The organism is Clostridium fungisolvens (genome assembly GCF_014193895.1).
Taxonomy (GTDB): Bacteria; Bacillota; Clostridia; order Clostridiales; family Clostridiaceae; genus Clostridium_AR; species Clostridium_AR fungisolvens.
The window spans coordinates 1,962,348-1,984,508 of the sequence record NZ_BLZR01000001.1 but is presented as its reverse complement, the minus strand read 5'-3'; the positions used below and the strand labels follow the sequence as shown (position 1 = coordinate 1,984,508).

Below are 22,161 nucleotides of genomic sequence, written 5' to 3'. Positions count from 1 at the left end.
AGTCCGCAGATTATTGACTGTTTTCAATACTAGCGTGTATTTTATTCAGTCCTTTATATTACAAAGAATAGTAAATATCTTTACTTTAACTTATGTGCAATTTTCAAAGAACAATCTGAGATACTTGGTATCTCAAAATTAAACAGAGAGAGATTCTAACCAGAATTCGTATATATTAAGCCTGAAATGCATCAGTACTTAATAATTTCTCCATAGAAAGGAGGTGATCCAGCCGCAGGTTCTCCTACGGCTACCTTGTTACGACTTCACCCCAATCGCTGACCCTACCTTCGGCTGCTGCCTCCCTTACGGGTTAGCTCACAGACTTCGGGTATTGCCAACTCTCATGGTGTGACGGGCGGTGTGTACAAGGCCCGGGAACGTATTCACCGCGACATGCTGATTCGCGATTACTAGCAACTCCGGCTTCATGTAGGCGAGTTTCAGCCTACAATCCGAACTGGGACAAGTTTTTGAGATTTGCTCCACCTCACGGTCTTGCGTCTCTTTGTACTTGCCATTGTAGCACGTGTGTAGCCCTAGACATAAGGGGCATGATGATTTGACGTCATCCCCACCTTCCTCCCGGTTAACCCGGGCAGTCTCGCTAGAGTGCTCAACTAAATGGTAGCAACTAACAATAAGGGTTGCGCTCGTTGCGGGACTTAACCCAACATCTCACGACACGAGCTGACGACAACCATGCACCACCTGTCTTCCTGTCGGTACCAAAGGTACCGACTTCCCCGGTTAAGGGTAATTCAGGAGATGTCAAGTCTAGGTAAGGTTCTTCGCGTTGCTTCGAATTAAACCACATGCTCCGCTGCTTGTGCGGGCCCCCGTCAATTCCTTTGAGTTTTAATCTTGCGACCGTACTCCCCAGGCGGGATACTTATTGTGTTAACGGCGGCACGGAGGTGTTGAAACCCCCACACCTAGTATCCATCGTTTACGGCGTGGACTACCAGGGTATCTAATCCTGTTTGCTCCCCACGCTTTCGAGCCTCAGTGTCAGTTACAGTCCAGAAAGTCGCCTTCGCCACTGGTGTTCTTCCTAATCTCTACGCATTTCACCGCTACACTAGGAATTCCACTTTCCTCTCCTGCACTCTAGATATCCAGTTTGGAATGCAGCACCCAAGTTAAGCTCAGGTATTTCACATCCCACTTAAATATCCACCTACGCTCCCTTTACGCCCAGTAAATCCGGACAACGCTTGCCACCTACGTATTACCGCGGCTGCTGGCACGTAGTTAGCCGTGGCTTCCTCCTTGGGTACCGTCATTATCGTCCCCAAAGACAGAGCTTTACAACCCGAAGGCCTTCATCACTCACGCGGCGTTGCTGCATCAGGGTTTCCCCCATTGTGCAATATTCCCCACTGCTGCCTCCCGTAGGAGTCTGGACCGTATCTCAGTTCCAATGTGGCCGATCACCCTCTCAGGTCGGCTACGCATCGTCGCCTTGGTGAGCCATTACCTCACCAACTAGCTAATGCGCCGCGGGTCCATCTTATAGCGGATTGCTCCTTTGATTTTCATTTCATGCGAAACGAAAATGTTATGCGGTATTAATCTTCCTTTCGGAAGGCTATCCCCCTCTATAAGGCAGGTTACCCACGTGTTACTCACCCGTCCGCCGCTGAGAAAGTTCCGAAGAACTTTCTCCGCTCGACTTGCATGTGTTAGGCACGCCGCCAGCGTTCGTCCTGAGCCAGGATCAAACTCTCAATTTAAAGTTTAATCATAGCTTACTTACTTAGTAAGTCTTTTTTCAAAAGAATTGCTGGTTTAGTTTAAGTCTAGTTTTAGACTTTGTTTATCTTCTCTGTTTAATTTTCAAAGACCAAGTTTTTATTGCCATCTTTCTGACAGCTTATTCATCTTACCACCGTAAGATTTCTTTGTCAACACTGATTTTAAAAATTTATTTTCTTTAAACAAACTCTTAATTTTTGTGTTTTTGTCTCTCTGCATTGCAGCGACATAATTTATAATAACATACGGCTTAATTCTATATATTGTATAAAATACTGTTATACAAGACTACTTGTCCATTGTTTAATATTCCTCCGTATTTCAACATATTCCATGAATTGATACACCTGGAGCTGTTACACTGTAAAATAGACAATAAATTAAATAACCTGTTTAATTTTAATTGAATTATATATTCCTAATGAATAAATAAACAAAAAAGCCTAGATTAGGCTTTTATAAATTATCTTCTATATATCTAATTTTCTGTTCAACGTATTTTTCTAAATCTTCTAAGCTTACTTCTTTCAAGATAGAATATGGAATATTATCTGAATTTGTTGTCAGAAGACATCCCATTGCTTCACTTTCAATTACATTATATAAAGAACTTCGTAATACTATATTCTCCCAATAAAATAAATTGTAGCATTTATTAGAACAAAAATTTCTACTTAAGTTGTATTCTTTATTTATTATTACATTCATTATATCGTAAATATTTTTAGGAGCATCTGAGATATCTTTATAAATATAAAACCCACTCACATCAGTATCAATTATTTTGCCGCACTTTTCACAATGAAATTTTATATTTTTTTTACTCATAGCTTCGATCCCCCTTACCTATTATCAGTATATTCTTATAAGAGATAATCAGTTCATACTCTTTAATGAATTAACTATTTTTATACATGTATACGCTTCATCTATCTATAAAATGTTGATCTTATAATAAATTTTTTCTTACTTCATAATGTTATTAATCAATATAGCAAAGATTTCATAATCAGTTTCTTCATAAGATTACGATACTTAGACACACTTCTTCCACCTACATCTTTCCTATATGTTTATATATTTATATATTTATATATTTATATATTTATATATTTATATATTTATATATCTATATATTTATATATTTAACTATAAAATCATCACTTTAAAACGGATACTTTTTTACGCATTTTATTTTCTAAATGTGCAGGAGAAAGACCTGGCAATCGAATATATTTTATTTTTTTATTTCATAGCTTTTGAAATTTGCAAATCCTTTGAAATATGAGTTTAGATAGGTTGAAAATCTTATATTTTCTAAAGTAAAAAAAGTGAGTGATAAATTATCTTTCTACCACTCACTTTTAATCTAAGTATTACTAACACTGCATGTTCTGCTATGCCATACTACATTAATAACTATCAATCCTCTATTTATAAGGATTTTCTGTCTTGTACAACATTGCCTTAGGTTGGTTAAATCCAATTTCTTTGACTCCTAAATATCTAAATAAATTATATATTGCTTTTCCAAAATGCCCAAAAGCAACTGCTCCATGATGTGGGTATCTTCCTTCAATCAATACATGTCTATAGAATCTTCCCATTTCAGGAATTGCAAACACACCTATAGCTCCAAAAGAACGAGTTGCAACAGGTAGAACCTCGCCCTCTGCTACATAAGCTGTTAGTTCTGCATCAGCATTGCTTTGTAGACGGAAGAAAGTAATATCTCCAGGAATTATATCTCCTTCTAAAGTTCCTCTTGTTATATTTGGTTCTTGATTTGGTTCTAGAGCTCTAGCCATTATCATTTGATTTTTCATAGTTCCGCAAGTTAATTTGCAAGCAGCTGTATTTCCACAATGGAATGCCATAAAGGTATCCTTTAATGTGTAATCAAACTTTCCTTTTATTTCTGATTCATACATATCAGCAGGCACTGTATTGTTTATGTCAAGTAAAGTTACAACGTCTTGGCTTATGCATGTTCCTATATATTCACTTAAAGCTCCATAAATATCAACTTCACAAGATACAGGAATACCCATAGCAGCTAAACGACTGTTTACATAGCATGGTACAAAACCAAATTGAGTTTGGAAGGAAGGCCAGCATTTATTTGCAAATACAACATATTCTCTTGACCCTTTATGTTCTTCCATCCAGTCTAATAATGTAATTTCATATTGAGCTAGCTTTGGAAGGATACCAGGCATTTTATTACCTTCTCCAAGCTCTTTTTCCATACTTGATATAACTTCTGGTATTCTTGAATCATTTGCATGTGCATTGAAGGCAGCAAACAAATCAAGTTCTGAATTTTCTTCTATTTCAACACCTAAATTATATAATTGTTTAATAGGTGCGTTACAAGCTAAGAAATCCTGAGGTCTTGGACCAAATGATATTATCTTTAAGTTACTTAAGCCAAGTAATGTATTAGCAACCGGAACAAATTCAGAAATCATTTCTGCAACTTCTTTTGCAGTCCCAACTGGATATTCAGGGATATATGCTTTTATGTTACGAAGTGCTAAGTTGTAGCTTGCATTTAGCATCCCACAATATGCATCTCCACGTCCACCAACAAGGTTATCTCCACTTTCTTCTGAGGCAGCTGCAAACATAACTGGACCACCAAATTCTTTTGCAAGTAAAGTTTCTGAAGTTTCTGGGCCAAAGTTTCCAAGGAAAACAACTAAAGCATTTACACCTGCTTCTTTAACTTCTGCTAAAGCTTTTCTCATATCTTTTTCATTTTCTACAGTTGTTTCACATTCAAAAATTTCTCCATTAAATGCTTCTACTACTGCCTTTCTTCTATTAGCTGAAAGCTCCATAGGGAAGCAATCTCTACTTACTGCGACAATTCCTAATTTTACTTTTGGTGTATTATTCATTTCTAATTCCTCCATTTATTTAATTTATTATATTGAAGTTTTCTTACTATCATTTTAATTATTGCTTTGAATCTATATCTGACGCCTTTTGTTTGATAAGTCATATTGCTGAATCTTCACAATATAGATGAAGCTCAAAGCTTTTATTTTTTCTTTATTTATATCCATCAGAAAGTATTTCAGCTATTTTATTGAAATGTTCTCTCCAACAAGACCTATAAACGCTCCTTGTTCACCTAAATCAGTGTCTTTGTGTCCGATAAGCCACTTGTTTCTTGCAAATAATAATGCATCTTCATTAACCTTTTCTACCTTATGCTCTAAAGGTAGATTGGTATCTTTCGGCAATACTACAACACATCTGAATCCATCTTCCTTAGCGTTACAAGGTGCGTAATGAAGTGTAGTACCATATACTTCTATAGCGGTTCCTGCTGGAACTAAAAACGCTTCAATTTTAGATGTATCATAAGAGTAATCGTCTTCAATGTCTTGCTGACTTCCAATTAAAAGTATAAGTTCTGTGACTGCTATATTTATTTCTGAGGTGCGGTGGTATTCTACTGCATTTAGCATATAGTTATTACCATTGCAGAAGCCAATTTGTATTGGTAATTCTCCAAACTCTCTTTCTTTTAGTTCTTTTGCTATTGTTAGTTCCTCAAGTTCTTTAACAGAAGGCTCATAGATCACATCTTCTGGAAGTGGAGTGTTTTGCATTTTTGCAAGTATCTCTTTGAAATCATAATTTTTTAATATTTGTCCATATTTCTTAAATTCTTTATCATTTACACTTTTAATGATCATATAGATATTCCTCTCATTTATATATTTATTTAAATTTTAGGCTATATATAAATAACCACTTAATTTCAACACAGTACTTTGACAACACCTAAATTTTTTATTATTTTATATTAAGGTTGAAACTGAGGCACTTCTACAATTAATATTTTGTAAACGGGTAAATTGAGTCACACCTCAATTTCAACAAGGGATCACAATTTTAAGCTTTAAATTGAACTTTTACTCCTTTATTTACGACTTTTACTACCTTATCAACCACATTTTCGACCGTAAATCCAAATTGCTTAAACAAAGTCTCAGCTTTTCCTGATGCTCCAAAAGTGTCTAGAGAAATCATTTCTCCATCTATACCTACGTATTTATGCCATCCAAAAGAAGTTAATGCTTCAACTGCAACTCTAGCTCTAACTGAAATTGGCATAACTGATTCTTTATATACTTCATCTTGAGCTTCAAATACCTCAAAGCTTGGAATACTTATAACTCTTGCATCTATTCCTTTTGTTTCTAATTCTTCTGCCGCTCTAAATATAAGTTCTACTTCTGATCCAGAAGCCATTAAAAGCACATCTGGAATAGCTTTCTTCGAATCCTTAAGTATATATCCACCCTTTAAAGCTCTCTTTGCACAGCCTTCATATAGTGGTAATTTCTGTCTTGTTAATACTAATGCTGTAGGAGTAGTTCCATTAGTTACAGCGTAATACCAAGCAGCAGCGGTTTCTTTTGAGTCTGCTGGTCTAAATACTGTCATGTTTGGCATACTTCTAAGACTTGCTAATTGTTCTATAGGCTGATGAGTCGGTCCATCTTCTCCAACTCCTATGCTGTCATGAGTCAAAACATATGCTATTGGAAGCTTCATCAAAGAAGATAATCTCATAGCTCCCTTCATATAATCACTGAATACAAAGAAGGTTGCACAAAATACCTTAAGTCCACCATGAGCATACATACCATTTACTATAGCTGCCATAGCATGCTCTCTAACTCCAAAGTGAAGGTTTTGTCCGCGTCTATCTTCTGCTGAAAAATCTCCTTTGCCTTCAATATATGTTTTATTTGAAGGTGCAAGATCTGCTGAACCTCCTATGAAATTAGGGATTAACTTTGCTAATCTATTTATAAGAATTCCTGAAGATTCTCTAGTAGCCATCGCTTTATCAAAGCTCCAGAATTCTTCGTTATTTAGCAATTCTTCGTTATCAATATCACCACTAATCCACCTGTTATATTCTTCTGATAATTCTGGATAAGCTACTGAATACACACTGAAAAGTTCATTCCAGCTCGCTTCTTTAGCTATTCCATGCTCTATATGTGTATTCATATTCGAATATACTTCAGTAGGTACATAAAATGGAACTTCTGTATTCCATCCTAAATTTTCTTTCATAGCCAGAACATTTTCAGTTCCTAGAGGTTCTCCATGAGCTGATGCTTTCCCTTGCTTTGCTGGACATCCAAATCCTATTTCATTTTTAACTATTATTATAGATGGCCTTGAAATTTCAGCTTTTGCTATATTAATAGCCTCTTCAATTGCATCAATATCATTACCATCAGTAACCTGTAGTACTTGCCATCCATAAGCTTCATATCTTTTAGTTACGTCTTCTCTAAAGGCTATATCTGTATTTCCTTCAATTGAAATGTTATTTGAATCGTATAGAACTACTAATTTACCAAGGCCTAAAGTACCTGCAAGGGATGATGCCTCTGCTGAAATTCCTTCCATTAGACAACCATCTCCTACAATGGCATAAGTATAATGATCTACAATATTAAATCCAGGTTTATTAAACTTTTCTGCAAGGTGTGCTTCTGCGATAGCCATACCTACCGCATTACATATACCTTGTCCAAGTGGTCCTGTTGTTATTTCAACACCTTTTGTATGACCATACTCTGGATGTCCTGGAGTTAAGCTTCCAACTTGTCTAAAATTTTTAATATCTTCAATTGTTATTTCATATCCAAATAAGTGAAGTAAGGAATATTCTAACATTGAGCCATGCCCTGCTGATAATATAAATCTATCTCTGTTATCCCAGTTTGGGTTCTTCCCATTATGATTCATCTTTGTCCATAAAATAAACGCCATGGTAGCGGCACCTAAAGGAAGCCCTGGATGTCCAGATTTAGACCTTTCTATAGCATCTGCCGAAAGTGCTCTTATTGCATTGATTGATAACTTATCTAATTCTCTATTCATTATGTCCTCCTACTTACCAAAAGCTGATGCCCAATCTGCTTTAAATTTTTCTAACCCTTGATCTGTTAATGGGTGTTTAATCATCTGAAGTACTAAACCATGAGGAACAGTTGCTATATGTGCGCCTGCCTTTGCAGCTTGTATAACATGGATTGGATTTCTAACACTTGCAGCAATTATCTTTGTATCTATACAATGAATATCAAATATTTCTGCTATATCTCTAACAAGTTCCATTCCATCCATCGATATATCATCTATTCTTCCTAGAAATGGGCTTACATAGGTTGCGCCTGCATTTGCTGCAAGTAAAGCTTGAGTTACCGAGAAGATTAAAGTAACATTTGTCTTTATACCTTCACTTGCTAAAATCTTAGTTGCTGCTAAACCTTCTCCAGTCATTGGAATCTTTACTATCATGTTCTTATGAATTGCAGCTATTTCTCTTCCTTCTTTTATCATCCCTTCTGCATCTTCACTAACAACCTCTCCACTTATTGGTCCATCAACTATCTCAGTAATTTCTTTTATTTCCTCATTGAAGTCTCTTCCTTCTTTTGCTATGAGTGATGGATTTGTCGTAACTCCACAAATTACTCCCATCTTGTTTGCTTGCTTAATATGTTCAACATTTGCCGTATCTAAGAAAAACTTCATTATTAATCTCTCCTCTTTATATTCTTGTACGTAAAACTTTTTTAATAACTTTTTAAAATTAGTTTAATAAGTTTTTAAAACACTGGGCTTCTAATAAAATATAATTTATGCATATTGTATAGTCCTGAAATATGGACTAAATACAATACTTATATAAACCTAATTTCTATATAGAAACCCGTTTGTATATCATTACTTTTCAATTATTTAATTTGCAAGAACTCCTCTATTGGCATCATTGCTGCCCCTAAAAGGTAAGATTCTTTATAATTAGCCAATTTAATATTACAATTATTTTCATTAGTAAAAGAATTGTCTTTATATGCACTTTCTCTTAATAAAGCCATTTTATCGTTTAGTAAACTATTTATATCCCCGCCTACCACTATACAGCTAGGATCTAATATCATAATTAAGTTTGATATACCAATTCCTAGAATACCCAAATATTCCTCTAAAACTTTTATTGCAAGTTCATTACCTTGGATATACTTTCCTTCAAACTCATATATGTCAGAAATAGGTGTTTCAGCTATTTCATTATAATTATCAATTAAAGAATTCATTGAAGTATATGCTTCGAGACATCCCTTTGCACCACACTTGCATTTCTTACCGTTAATAGATATCTTAATATGTCCAAGTTCTCCAGATGAATTGTTGTCACCTCTATATATTTTCCCATCAATTACTATACCGAGCCCTAAACCATCTGTTATTGAAACATAAAGTAAATTTTTTAGCATATCTTTTCTATTCAAAAATTCATAATAAGCTGATAGGTTTGCTTCATTATCTACATAAATAGGAACATTTAAATACAAGAAGCTTTCCTTTAAATTGAAATTCTTTGCTTTTAGAAGATACGCATATTTAATTACTCCATTTTCAAAATCTACAGTTCCAGGCACAGAAAATACTATACCTAATAGTTTTTTATCATCCAGCTCATATTTTTTCATAATAAGCTCTAAATTCTCTTTGATTATTACGATAAGTTCTTCCATACCACTGTTTTTATGTCTAATTCTTATATTATCAATGATCTCTCTTTTTAAATTAACTAAAGATATCTTAATGTGGTTTGGTGTTAGTGCGACTCCAATAGAATATCTACAATTTTCATTTAACTTGATTGCAATTGCTTTTCTTCCACCAGTTGACTCTAAAGATCTTACATCTTCAACTATTCCTTCACTTTTTAATTCTGTTATATTTGTAGAAACTGTAGTTATACTTATATCTAATATTCTTGAAATATCAAGTTTTGTGATTTCGTTTCGTTCTAATAATAGTCCAATTATCTTTTTTCTATTTGTCTCTTTAATTTTACTGTGATTAACTTCTATCAAATCTGAAAATACTCCTCTCAAATAACATATAAACAATGGTAGTTTAAGAAAAATAACACTGTTCTACGTTGTTAAATTGTTGCAACTTATGGATTATAAATTCTACTATTCACTTGCTATAATGACTCTACTACTACTTAATTTTTGCCTAAAAATCATCAGAAATCAAGTATTTTAGACATTATAAAACATGCTATTTTAATATAAATGCCAAAAACTAACCTTAAACTTAGTTATATTATTTGAAGATGTCTTCAGTTCTTATGATACGCAAGACAATATTATTCCTTGCGCACTACTTAATAAAGCATAATTATTTACAAATCAAAAATAATATATCTTTAAAAGCCCTTTATTCTAGGGTAAGCAGAATTGTATGCTTGATATACCTTTGAATATACTTCTTTTAAATCTAAATTAGGTTCTACTTTAGAGTTACCCTTTACAATTTTCCTGCATGCATCTTCAACTGAATCGTATATTCCAACTCCAACTCCTGCTAATATTGCTACACCTAAAGCTCCGCCTTCTGATGCTTTTACTGTATTTAGTGAATGTTGGAAGATATCAGCTAATATTTGTCTCCACACACTGCTTTCTGCTCCACCACCACTTACTCTAATCTCATCTATTTTTACATCCATTTCTTCTATTAGATCTAGGCAGTTTTTAAGACTGAAACTTACACCTTCTATTATACTTCTAACAAAATCATCATGATTATTTATAAGTGATACTCCTAAAAAAGCACCCTTTACATTTGGATCTATATGAGGAGTCCTTTCTCCCATAAGATATGGAAGATAAACTATTCCATTAGATCCTGGCTTTGATCTTGATGCCTTTTCAGTTAATAAATCATATATATTGACTCCTGATTTTTCGCTATCTTCTACTTCCTTTGCACAGAAAGTTCTCTTAAACCAGTTTAAGGACAATCCAGCACCTTGAGTAACCCCCATTATATGCCATTTATTAGGTACTGCATGACATAAAGTATGAACTCTTCCTTCTTTATCAAATCTAGGTGAATCTGTTGCTGCAAAAACAACTCCTGATGTTCCTATTGTTGTTGATATTGTCCCCTCGCTTACTATCCCATTTCCTACTGCTCCAGCAGCTTGATCTCCAGCTCCACCAACTACAGGTGTTCCTTGAGCTAAGCTAGTTAACTTGGCTGCCTCTTCAGTAACATGTCCACTTACAACTACTGATTCATATACATCTGCTAATATATTCTTATCTATATTTAAATCCTCAAGAAGCTCTTTACTCCAACTTCTTGTATTAATGTCTAACATTTGCATACCACTTGCATCTGAAACTTCTGTAGCAAATACATTTGTTAGTTTGAATCTTATATAATCTTTAGGAAGAAGAATCTTATATATCTTTTCATAATTATCAGGTTCATTGTTCCTTACCCATAATAACTTGGAAAGTGTAAAGCCAGTTAAAGCTGGATTTCCTGTTATCTTTATTAATCTTTCCTTTCCTATAACTTCTGTCATGTAATCACATTCTTTTTCTGTTCTTTGATCACACCATATTATAGAATTTCTTATAACCTTATTATCCTTATCAACTAAAACAAGTCCATGCATTTGACCGCTTAAGCCAATTCCTTTTATATCATTAGCTTGTACACCACTTTTTTCAATTACATCTCTTATGCCTTTAACACATGCTTCCCACCAGTCTTCAGGATTTTGTTCTGCCCAGCCTACCTGTGGTTGAAATAAATCATATTCATAGGTTGCAGTTTTTATTGTGTTCCCTTCTTCATCAAACAAAGCTGTCTTAGTTCCTGATGTCCCAATGTCCAAGCCTAATAGATATCTCATATTTTACTCCCCCATCTTTTAATAATCATTTATTTCTAAATATCAATTTATTGAATAGATACATCTTAAATAGTTGACTTTCTAAATCATTGTAAAATTCGAATTATATCTTGTTACTCTCATATTTTTATCAGTCGAAATCTTTTTAATTCACATTTAAAATAACTTTTTAAATGTCATTTAATAAGTTTATTTTACTACCCCTTTTCCTCTTAGTCAATATCTTTTTTGTAAACTTTTCCATAAGATTTTATAGAAAATTTTTCTTTTTATTTTAAAATAAAAAAGTCGCTAGAGTGACTTTTTATGCCTCTACATTTCCTAATATTGATGATTTAAATCTCATATTTGATAGCTTTTATTTTTTACTGCATTTTCCTAAAAGCATTGTAAAACCATTAAAATCTCTATGTTTAGCCTTCTTAAAATCTTATACTTTATTTAAATCAAAAAAATTGCTAATCACAATTAAATGTAATTAGCAATTCATATAGACTTTTATAATTAGATTCTATTATGAAGTGGTTTATCTAAAGATGAACCACTTCAATCCGAAATCTATTTTCAAAACTCCTCTGGGTTCTGAGAGGAGAATTTGAAAATGTAAGTTTAATTATGAAGTGGTTCATCTATATATAAATGCACTTTTCTTATTTAATAGATAAGGTCTAAGATATGCTACTGTACTTGATAGAGGTAATACCTCTTCACTTAACTGTATACCCAAAACCATTTTAATATACTTTCTCCTTTTTTCAATTCGCCCCCATAATTCTGGGTATTCCTTCTTAATTGCCTCTCTTAAACTATCATCTGCTAAGGCGATACCATTTTCTGCCCCAACACCGCCATAGCCTTGCATAGAAGGTATTATATCAATTTGCAAAAGCATACCACTTTTCAAAATTTCTTTAGATCTGGGGTAAATCGGTGAAGACATCCATTCTTCATCTGCAGTTAAATGTCCTGGATTAAGTGCCCAATGATATTTTTCTTTTGGTAAAACCCTTTCGATAAGTTCATACATGTCATTTCCACTCATACCTATATGAATACTTTCAAGCCAAGCCACAATAGCAGTAAAATATGGTGCAGCAATTACATCAACATAGTCCTTAACTGCTTCAGGAAGTTGAGAGTTACTGCTTACTGCATATCCTGCTCTGCTAGCTAATCCCCCTTTATATCCAGTTGTAAGCGAAATCTTATCTCCTACCTCTATTTTTTTGTTTAATGGGTATAAATTAGCATTCTCAAAGCGATTTCCTGTTGAACTTATAGCAACTACATTAGTTGGCTGCCCATATACTTTTAAATAGCTTCCTATCTCCATCTCAGTTTTTCCAACTTCCAATGCATTCATTGCATTAAGTATACAGTCTGAAGCTAAGGAAGAACCAAATTCATAATGCGCTATTTCATTGGCATTATTAGTTGCTCTTACTCCATAATCAGCATTGATGAACATATGTGTTGCATTGCATATATGTTGTTCTCCTACAAGGTCTTTAACTGCTTCTACGATAAAGTAAGGCATGTCAAAGAACTTTTTGTTATCATAAAAATTGCTTGTAAAGTTCTTCCACCCAACTAACCCAACTTGTAAACCTACCTTGATACCTGCTTTTTCAAACACTTGTTTCATGCTCATTTCATTTTCCATAGGTTGATTAGGAAGAGAAAAATAAGGCGAATGAATTAATTCTGCTGGTATCCTTGAGTAGTTAACCATCTTAGTATTTTCATTTCCAAGAATTAAGTATGCTTTCCCATCACTATGTAATACTAGAATTCCTTCTTCAAATCTAGTAAGGAACCCAGTTAAGTACTCAAAGTTTGCTCCGTGCTCAAGATCATTGTATATAATAATACAATCTAAGCCTTGTTTTTTCATAATAGAAAGTACTTTATTTTTTCTTTCCTCCATTGTGCTATCAGATAATATTACTGGAATACCATCGTTATCACATCTTGGAATATCTATTTCAGTTAAATGAACATTTGAGTATTTATAAGTTTTCATATCTTCCTCCTAAAACTCGTTAAGTAAATATACTAGTTAAACTACTTGCCTATATAAGATACATTCTTTTATTTCTATGCTCATTATTATATCAGTCTAAAGTTATTATTCATAATAAGATGAGCTGTTTTTTTAAGAAAACTGTATTTAGAACTAGTTTTAGATTGATAAATTTATAGAGTTCCTAACTCAATTATTAATTTATATATTCTCGAAAACTTCCAGAAGCCAAGATTTTCGAACAACTACAAATTAAGTTTCGATATAGGAACTATTTAGTCATAAAATATTACTGAACAAAACTTAAAAAATTGCAGTAAATTTAAAAAAACTTACGTTTCACTAAACTTACCGCAATGATTTCTAATTAATTATTATACCTGCTCTATACTTAAGTACTGTTACCCCAAGTGAAATTAATTTGTTACCCAACGATGCTAAATCACTTAATTTCAACTACATTACTAAATTAATTTATGCCTAAAATTCTAATCCCTTGTATTCTTGCATAAACTCTTTCAGCTTACTCAATATTTTTTCAGTTCCACCAATAGTATCTGCCTCGATATTTAAAGCTAGCACCGGTTCATGCAAGGATAATCTTAATAGAAACCATCCTTTTTCTTTACAACAGTTTATTCTTACACCTTCATAATTTTTCGATTCAAGGCTCCAACCATCTACATTTCTTATAAATTTTTTTAGACCTTCTATGGTAGCGCTTCCATATTCTTTAAAGTTTTCTCTTTTAATTTTTATTCTAATATCCTCACTTTCTAGTGGCTCTTTAAGTTCATCTATTAGAGAACTAATACTTTTTCCTTCTTCCTTCAATTTTGACATTTCTATTAATATTTTAACTATTAGGTATGCTCCATCATCTAAAAAGTAATTTTCTTTTAATGCAGCATGACCAGAGGTTTCAATGGCTAATGGACTTTCTATTCCTTCTGCATTTAGTCTTTTAGCTTCATTAATTACATTCTTATACCCTCTTTTAAATCTATGGTGCACACCACCTAAGCTATCTATAAATTCCGTTAATCCTGTTGAGGTTATAGAATCAGTGACTATAGTAGCTCCTGGTTTTTCTTTAACTATTATAGATGATATCAAAGCTATCAAAGAATTTTTATTTATTTCTTTGCCATCTTTGCTTACTATAGCAGCTCTGTCTACATCTGTATCAAAAATTATGCCAAGATCAGCGTCATTTTTTAGTACAGCCTTTTTTATAGACTCCATAGCTGTTTTGTTTTCAGGATTTGGTATGTGATTTGGAAATCTTCCATCAGGTTCAAGAAATTGACTTCCTTCTGTATCTGCACCTAATTCTTTAAGTATTTTATCAGCAAAAAAACCACCAGCTCCATTACCTGCATCTACAATTATCTTATTTCCTTTTAGAGGTTTATAATAATCAGTTATTGAGTTTACTGATTTTCTTACCTTTTCAATCAATAGTTTTGAATAATCCTCTACCAAATTAATTTTTTCTATCTTTCCTTTTGCTATTACTTCAGAAGATATGTTTGTTTTTATAGCTAAATTTAATATATCGTCTATATCCTTACTTTCGCAGCCTCCTGCAGGTGTAAAAAATTTAAGTCCATTATAATAATATGGTAGATGACTTGCTGTAATCATAACTGCCCCATCACATTTATATTGTTCCATTACTGTTGTCATAAACATAGATGGTGTGGTTGTCATCCCACAATCATATACTGAGCAACCTAAATCAACTAAACTTTCTAATAAAGAAGCTTTTAATTCTGGTCCAGATAATCTTGAATCAGTTCCAACTGCTATTTTAAGGTTATAATTACGTTGATTTTTATTATTTTTAAGCCAGCTTGCAAAACCACACCCTATTGATTTTACTATTGCTGAAGTCAAATTAGCCTTTCCTTCCGAATTCTCTATTGCTATTCCTCTTATGTCTGTACCATTTTTTAGCTTTCTTAAGATTTCTATATTGGTTTTAGTATCTGAGTCAACATAAGTAAATACCATAAACTCCCCTCCATTTATACCAGAATAACATAATGGTTTGGACAATTGAATCCTTATTCAAAATATAATTCAAGTTGATTGCTAAGATAATACTATAGTCCAAATCTATACTATTCGATGCTTATTGTAGAAATAGTTAAATTGTTCTAAAATTCACTTTACAACTTTATTCTTTCTAGTATTATCTATAATTTCTCGTATTTTCTTTGCATTTTCACTAATTTGTAGCTTCGAGCCTTTTGTTAGAAGACCTCCAATACCAACAGAATCAACACCTTCGCTTATCCATTGTGCTAAATTATCCAAAGTGATTCCTCCTGAGGCCAGTATTGGCATTTGTGGAATTGGTGTCTTTATAACAGACACAAGAGAAGGCCCATAGAAATTTGATATAGGAAAGGCTTTAATAAATGATGCCCCAGCTTCTAATGCTTCTACCATCTCAGTTACAGTAGAGCAACCTGGAGCATATGGAATTTGATAACGATTGGTTACTTTAGCAACTTCCTTACTGAAATTTGGAGCTATAATAAACTTGGCACCAGCTAGTATGGCAAGTCTTGCTGTTTCCCCATCTAAAACCGTTCCTGCACCTATCAATACTTTGTCACCTATGCTTTCGTTAAGAGCTTTTATTACCTCTCCAGCATTTGGCAGTGTATAGCTGATTTCTAAAACATCCACCCCACCTTCTAGGCATCCTTCGGCTATCTCTATACCTCTTTCTATTGTTTCTGTTCTTACAATTGCCATGACACCTGTTGCTTCAATCCTATTAACTATATCTGCTCTAAACATATTATCCTCCATTCCTTGAGATATAATTTCCTAAAGAATAAAATAATTACATGGTTCTGTTATGAATTATTTACAAAGTTATTTTTAAGATTGATCTACGCTTCATATGCTTTTATATAATCCATAATTTCATCAGCACTTTCGGCTTTATCTAAAATACTATAAAAATCTTCTTCCCCAAGTAGCTCTGCTAATTCAGACATAGCCTGAAGATGTGTATTTTGATCTACAGCACTTAAACTAAATACATATTTAACTGGATCATTACTGGAATTGCCAAATTCTATTGGTGGATCAAGAGTGGCAATACCGATTGCAATTTCTTTAGCCCCAGCTTCTGGTCTCGCATGAGGAAGTGCAACATGCTTTGTTATAACTATATACGGACCTACTTCTTTAGCTGTATCTATCATTGCATCAATATAAGGAGCTGTTATTTTACCATTTTCAAGTAAAGCTGAGGCTGATTTTCTAACTGCGTCCTCCCAATCATTTGCCGATATCTTAAGACGAATAAGATTTTCATTAATAATATTACTTAGCATTTATCTTCATCCTTTCAATTGTTGCATTCTTTGCTAGTTAAAATAGATTAATTAATCAAAACCATTTTTGTTAAGACTAAATTTTATTTGTTACATTGTATTGCTTAAAGTATCTAAATTTTCTTTTTCTCTTCATTAACGTACTCTATACTTGTTATTTTAAGTGTTCATCTACTTACTTTCAATCTTATTATAGTCCAAATTTTGTAAAAAGTTTTTACATAACTTATCCTTTAATACTAATACTTGTACTATAGGGCTATTTCACAGTTACATAGTTTTTAATTTACTAGTATTATAAAAATATTAGTTAAGATAAACTACTTCAATCCTTAAACGCGAAATAAAGATTTCTATAGTTCTACGAATCTTTATTTGGATAAATTTCAATCAGAAGCAATTTATCTATATGTTTAACTATATGTTGAAATATCAAATATATAAATTATCAAAATCCTCTACAGATTTTGCAAATCCCTCTCTTATTATATCTACATCAATTTTACTGATCAAAAAGTTTATTTGATTTTTGTATCTTTCTATCAATTCTAATTTTCCAATTATTCCAAAGCCCTTCTTGTACTTTTCACAGGCACACGCAACTTTATCTATTGCTTGGATTTCAATTTCGTTAAAATAATCTCCCGGGATTCCTAAAGAAATTGCTAGATCTGCTGGGCCAACAATTACTGCATCCACTCCTTCTACTGTGAGTATTTCTTCAATATTTTGTACCCCAAGTTCTGTTTCAATTTGTGCAATTGATATTACTGACTTATTTAATTCAGCCATATTATTCTTGTGATTGCCTGATGGTTTATAATCGGTATTGGCACCTCCTGAGTATCCTCTTTTTCCAACAGGAGGATATTTTGACCACTGAACAAGTAATTCAGCTTGCTTTCTATCTTCAATCATTGGAACCATAACTCCTGTTGCTCCACAGTCTAGTGACTTCGAGATGTCACCTTTTGATAATTGGGGCACTCTTACAAATGCTGGTACTCCAACAGAGTTTCCCATTAATATTAAGCTATGAAGTTTCTCATAAGTATACATTCCATGCTCACAATCATAAAACATAAAATCTAATTTGGCCTCTTTAGCTAAAATGTTAATAGCAGGATTATCTATAATTTTCATAAAGACCCCATACAACTTTTCCTTAAATATCCGTTCTTTTAATGTCATTAATTCCACCACCCTTATTTCTTATAAAAAAGTCGCTGAAGCGATCTTCTTCAGTGAACTTTTTTTTGCGCATCTGCCTTTCCGAATACATATGAGGAAAATTTGGCAGGCGACATAAATTTTATTTTTTACTGTATAACCACAAAAAACTTCTAAAAATATTGAAATCTCTAGGTTTAGCTAGTTTAAAAATTTTATAGTTTCCTTTACAGTGAAAAAAGTAGCTGAAGCGATCTTATTAAATTTGGATAAGATCCAGGTTATACAAAAATTTAGGTTCACTATATTTTCCTATATATTAACAAAGAGCCACTTTAGGGCTCTTTGTTTAAAATGTATATAGATGAACCACTTCTTTATTGAGGTTATGAAATCAAATTATAACTAGTGGATAATTGATTGAATAAACTGAGTAACTTTATATAGTACTGTTCCTATAATATTGTAGTCAACATTAGGGAATGAAGCTCCTACTATTCCAAGTTGAGCAAATACAGGATAAAGCATAAGTGGTAAGCTTACTAATAGTATACCTGCTACGAAGGAGCCTGCTATACAGCCTTTCCAACCACCTGTTGAATTACCAAACACCCCTGCAGTACCACCTGAGAAGAAGGCTATACTTGCTGATGGAATCATAATTATTGAACTCTTTACTAAAATCATAACTGCCATTGCAACAAGCCCTGCTGAGTATGCACTTATAAATCCAAGAATAACTGCTGTTGGTGCGAATGGGAATACTGAAGGACAATCAACTGCTGGACGAGAATTAGGAATATATTTTTCTGATATAACAACGAATGCTGCTGTAATTTCTGAAATAAACATACGAACACCTGTTATTAAAACTGACATACCAGCTGCAAAAGTCAATCCTTGGATTAATGGGAATACAAGCCAGTGAGTGCTTCCAGCTAGTTTCTGAGTAGTTGCTTCTCCTGCTGCTATAGCTGCAACATAGAATATTATAACCATAACAACTGCTACACACATTATGAAATCTCTAAAAAGTGATAACCATTTTGGAAACTTGAATTTCTCTGTACTTTGTTCTGGGTTACCTACAACTCCACCTAAAAATCCTGAAAAAGCATATGCAAGGTGATTATAATGTCCAATAGCTATAGAATCATTTCCTGTAATTTTCCTCATATATCTTTGACATAATTGTGGTAAGCTAGCTGCACTAAATCCTAAAAGAATACCACCAACTATTATTATTACTACATCATTTACGTTGCATGCTTTTAAAACTAATGTTAAGACGCAAGCAAAATATAAGCTATGTTGTCCAGTTAAGAATATATTTTTGAATCTAGTAAATTTTGCGAAGAATAAGTTCATTGCAAATCCAATTATCATAACTATAGCAACTACTGTTCCAAACTTTCCTTGTGCAAGGGCAGTTGCAGCTTCAACCTGTGTAACTACTCCAGTTATACCAAAACCTTTTTGGAATAATGTATTAAAGTTACCGAGAGCCCCACTCAAAGTAGAACTACCAATACCAAATATTAAGAATCCTATGATTGTTTTTGCAGTTCCTTTAATAACATCGTCAGCAGATTTCTTTTGTAGGATAAGACCAACCATTGAAATAAGACCTACTAAAATTCCGGCATTACTTAATAAACTAATGATAATTTTCATTTATATTAATCCCCCTTATTTATTTTTTGCTTCTAAATTCTAAAAATCCTTCAATCCCCTTTTTTATCTCTTGCTTATCCATCAAGTTCTGTATTGCTATACAATATGGAACTTTATTTTTTACATCATCAGTTATATCAGCCATTGTTACAATAAAGTCCCAATTGCCACCTTCTATTGCATCTAAATTTGAATGTTCAACACTAATGTCGTATCCATTTTCCTTAACCACTTGATCAACCTTAATTTTAAGAAGCATACTAGATCCCATACCTGTCCTACAAGCTACTAATGCATTATACATAAAATCTCCCTCTTTCTTTTACATTTTGATATATTTAATCAAACACTTTCTCTGGCTGATTGCTTTTAATAAATTCTTTAATAAAATCTACAACTATCTTGAATAAGTAAAGTATTATAATAAAATTTAGTTACATATTATTGTTAAACTTAATGCCATATTTTTAAAAATATAATATAACTAGTCTATTGATTCGAATTACATGAAATTCCATAGTAATTTAGCATTTCTTTTATCTTTTCAACTACTTCTGGATTTGGTTCGGTTACCGGAAGTCTTGCAGGACCTACTGGGATTCCTGAAAGTTCTACTGATTTTTTTAAAATAGATGGAACTGTTCCTAATTTTAGAGTCGTTCTCAATACCTCAAGATCCTTCTGAGCTTTTTCTGCAGTATCCATATCACCAGTTAAAAAATTCTTATAGATAGAAACATCAAGTTCTGTAAGTAGATTAGATGTAGCTGCTATTGCACCAGTTGCCCCGAGCTGTAAGGATTTTAAGATTAAGGAATCAGATCCTGACAACACACAAAAATCCTGGTCTTTAGTAGCTTCAATATAATTTTTGATATTCTCAAGTTTTCCACTGCTGTCTTTTATTCCGTTAATATTCTTAACCTTTGCCAGCTCAGCCACTGTGGAAACTTCTAAGTTCATCCCAGTATTCTTTGGAATATTGTAAAGAATGATTGGGATTTTCACAGATTCAGCAACTGATTTATAGTGAATTATAACTTCTTCTTGCGTTGGTACTAAAAAATATGGGGTTATTACTGATAATGCATCTGCTCCAATGGCTTCCATCTTTTTTGACAGTGCTATAACCTCACAAGTGCTATTTCCTCCTGTTCCAACATATACAGGAACACGTTTATCAACTTCATCAATAACTATTTTTGCAAAAGCTACTTTTTCATCCTCTGACAACATATGAAATTCACCATTTGTTCCTAATATGAATATTCCATCAACTCCACTACTTATTAATTTATTTATCAACTGTTTTGTGGCTTTGCTATTGATCTCCTGATTTTCATCAAAAGGAGTAACCATTGCCGTAATAATTCCTTTTATCTTCATGCCCTTCCTCCAACTTATCTATTTCCAATATTTAACCTAAAATTTTTGTTGAAACAAACATACTTGTAAACTGCACTAAAATACTTCTCTAATTGATTTCCCTAAAGCTCCACCAGGATGCCAGTTACCATACTGTTCTAAGGTTAACCCCTTAGTGTTTTGTAGTAATATACTCAAACTTTGTAAAACTATTATTTCTGCAATTATTGATGAACGAGGCGCTTTATTTAACTCTCCACCTTCGTTTTCGACACCGGCAAACAGTAGTACATCTCCTTCTTTAGCAAGCCAGGATTCTTTATTTCCTGTTACAGAAATAATTTTAGCTCCATTTTTCTTTAAGGTTGTAACAGTTGCTTTCAGCTCTTCAGTTTCACCGCTGTTAGAAATGGCAATTACCACATCACCGGGAACTACTTGTCCTGCAGAACCATGTACAGCTTCTGTGCCATGGAGAGTATAAGAAGGTGTTCCTGTTGACGATAATAAAGATGCAATATATGCTGATGCATGCGCAGGTTTTCCAATTCCTGTTACATGAACTCTATTATTGTCCTTCTCTGCTTCTAAAATTAACTGTTCAGCTTTAGCCAGTGCTTCAAAGTTTATGCTATTTATAAATTTACTTGTTTCTATTGAAAGAACATCTAGATATTTATCTAGAATTTCTTTTTTCTTTTCACTATATGGCACCGTATCACTTCCTTTAACAATTTTTGAAGTCTAAACCTAATATATATTGCATCTTTGAATCTTTATAAGATTTTTGTAATCGTTTGAACTTCATGCTTTAATTGTAAGTTACATTTTTTTCCTTTTCAATGATATTTAAGTCTAACTTTTGTTTTGAACAACAACATACAATACACTTAAATAAGAATCATCTTAGTTTCCCTGTGTAACATAATGCTGATATTCTATATTTTTCTATGAGTTTTATATATGTATCAGAGAAGCTTTTTTTCAATTTCAACACTATTCTTTAAAAGCGCAAAAATAAAAAATGACATGAT

The 22,161-nt window shown here is 33.0% G+C and carries 16 protein-coding genes and 1 rRNA gene; all 17 read right to left on the bottom strand.

The window, feature by feature from the left end:
- Positions 1-216: 216 nt before the first annotated feature.
- The 17 genes from bsdtw1_RS08415 to bsdtw1_RS08335 all read right to left on the bottom strand — a co-directional run bounded on the left by bsdtw1_RS08415 (position 217) and on the right by bsdtw1_RS08335 (position 21,784).
- Positions 217-1,736: ribosomal RNA gene (locus bsdtw1_RS08415) — 16S ribosomal RNA — on the bottom strand.
- 478 nt (positions 1,737-2,214) lie between these two features.
- Entirely contained in the window at positions 2,215-2,586 is a 372-nt protein-coding gene (locus bsdtw1_RS08410; RefSeq protein WP_183277140.1) for a hypothetical protein, read from the bottom strand.
- Between the two features lie 602 nt (positions 2,587-3,188).
- On the bottom strand, positions 3,189-4,661 hold the full coding sequence (locus bsdtw1_RS08405) for an L-fucose/L-arabinose isomerase family protein (protein WP_183277139.1): 1,473 nt from the start codon (positions 4,659-4,661) through the stop codon (positions 3,189-3,191).
- Between the two features lie 183 nt (positions 4,662-4,844).
- Positions 4,845-5,468, bottom strand: a complete 624-nt coding sequence (locus bsdtw1_RS08400) for a DUF4867 family protein (protein ID WP_183277138.1) — start codon at positions 5,466-5,468, stop codon at positions 4,845-4,847.
- Positions 5,469-5,667: 199 nt separating this feature from the next.
- The gene (gene tkt / locus bsdtw1_RS08395) at positions 5,668-7,683 is read right to left on the bottom strand and encodes a transketolase (protein ID WP_183277137.1); all 2,016 of its coding nucleotides are present in this window, start codon (positions 7,681-7,683) and stop codon (positions 5,668-5,670) included.
- 9 nt (positions 7,684-7,692) lie between these two features.
- A complete protein-coding gene (gene fsa / locus bsdtw1_RS08390; RefSeq protein ID WP_183277136.1) occupies positions 7,693-8,340 on the bottom strand; it encodes a fructose-6-phosphate aldolase in 648 nt (215 codons plus the stop codon).
- A 203-nt stretch (positions 8,341-8,543) separates the two neighbouring features.
- Positions 8,544-9,692 carry an ROK family transcriptional regulator gene (locus bsdtw1_RS08385; RefSeq protein ID WP_183277135.1) on the bottom strand — a complete coding sequence of 383 codons (1,149 nt, stop codon included), beginning with the start codon at positions 9,690-9,692 and terminating at the stop codon, positions 8,544-8,546.
- A 341-nt stretch (positions 9,693-10,033) separates the two neighbouring features.
- Positions 10,034-11,536 (bottom strand): xylulokinase, encoded by a 1,503-nt coding sequence (gene xylB, locus bsdtw1_RS08380; RefSeq protein ID WP_183277134.1) that lies wholly within the window; start codon positions 11,534-11,536, stop codon positions 10,034-10,036.
- A 625-nt stretch (positions 11,537-12,161) separates the two neighbouring features.
- Entirely contained in the window at positions 12,162-13,559 is a 1,398-nt protein-coding gene (locus bsdtw1_RS08375; RefSeq protein ID WP_183277133.1) for a M24 family metallopeptidase, read from the bottom strand.
- A 480-nt stretch (positions 13,560-14,039) separates the two neighbouring features.
- Positions 14,040-15,575, bottom strand: coding sequence for a phosphohexomutase domain-containing protein (locus tag bsdtw1_RS08370; protein ID WP_183277132.1), 1,536 nt, complete (start codon positions 15,573-15,575; stop codon positions 14,040-14,042).
- Positions 15,576-15,728: 153 nt separating this feature from the next.
- Positions 15,729-16,373 carry a beta/alpha barrel domain-containing protein gene (locus bsdtw1_RS08365; RefSeq protein WP_183277131.1) on the bottom strand — a complete coding sequence of 215 codons (645 nt, stop codon included), beginning with the start codon at positions 16,371-16,373 and terminating at the stop codon, positions 15,729-15,731.
- 95 nt (positions 16,374-16,468) lie between these two features.
- Positions 16,469-16,918 carry a PTS sugar transporter subunit IIA gene (locus bsdtw1_RS08360; RefSeq protein WP_183277130.1) on the bottom strand — a complete coding sequence of 150 codons (450 nt, stop codon included), beginning with the start codon at positions 16,916-16,918 and terminating at the stop codon, positions 16,469-16,471.
- A gap of 432 nt (positions 16,919-17,350) precedes the next feature.
- Complete coding sequence (locus bsdtw1_RS08355) at positions 17,351-18,109, bottom strand: HpcH/HpaI aldolase family protein (RefSeq protein WP_183277129.1); 759 nt, start codon at positions 18,107-18,109, stop codon at positions 17,351-17,353.
- 384 nt (positions 18,110-18,493) lie between these two features.
- Complete coding sequence (gene ulaA, locus bsdtw1_RS08350) at positions 18,494-19,762, bottom strand: PTS ascorbate transporter subunit IIC (protein ID WP_183277128.1); 1,269 nt, start codon at positions 19,760-19,762, stop codon at positions 18,494-18,496.
- Positions 19,763-19,781: 19 nt separating this feature from the next.
- Positions 19,782-20,066 carry a PTS sugar transporter subunit IIB gene (locus tag bsdtw1_RS08345; protein WP_183277127.1) on the bottom strand — a complete coding sequence of 95 codons (285 nt, stop codon included), beginning with the start codon at positions 20,064-20,066 and terminating at the stop codon, positions 19,782-19,784.
- Between the two features lie 185 nt (positions 20,067-20,251).
- Positions 20,252-21,148: a 4-hydroxy-tetrahydrodipicolinate synthase gene (gene dapA, locus bsdtw1_RS08340; protein ID WP_183277126.1), complete on the bottom strand. Its 897-nt coding sequence runs from the start codon at positions 21,146-21,148 to the stop codon at positions 20,252-20,254.
- 75 nt (positions 21,149-21,223) lie between these two features.
- Positions 21,224-21,784, bottom strand: coding sequence for an SIS domain-containing protein (locus tag bsdtw1_RS08335; RefSeq protein ID WP_244638216.1), 561 nt, complete (start codon positions 21,782-21,784; stop codon positions 21,224-21,226).
- Between the last annotated feature and the right edge of the window lie 377 nt (positions 21,785-22,161).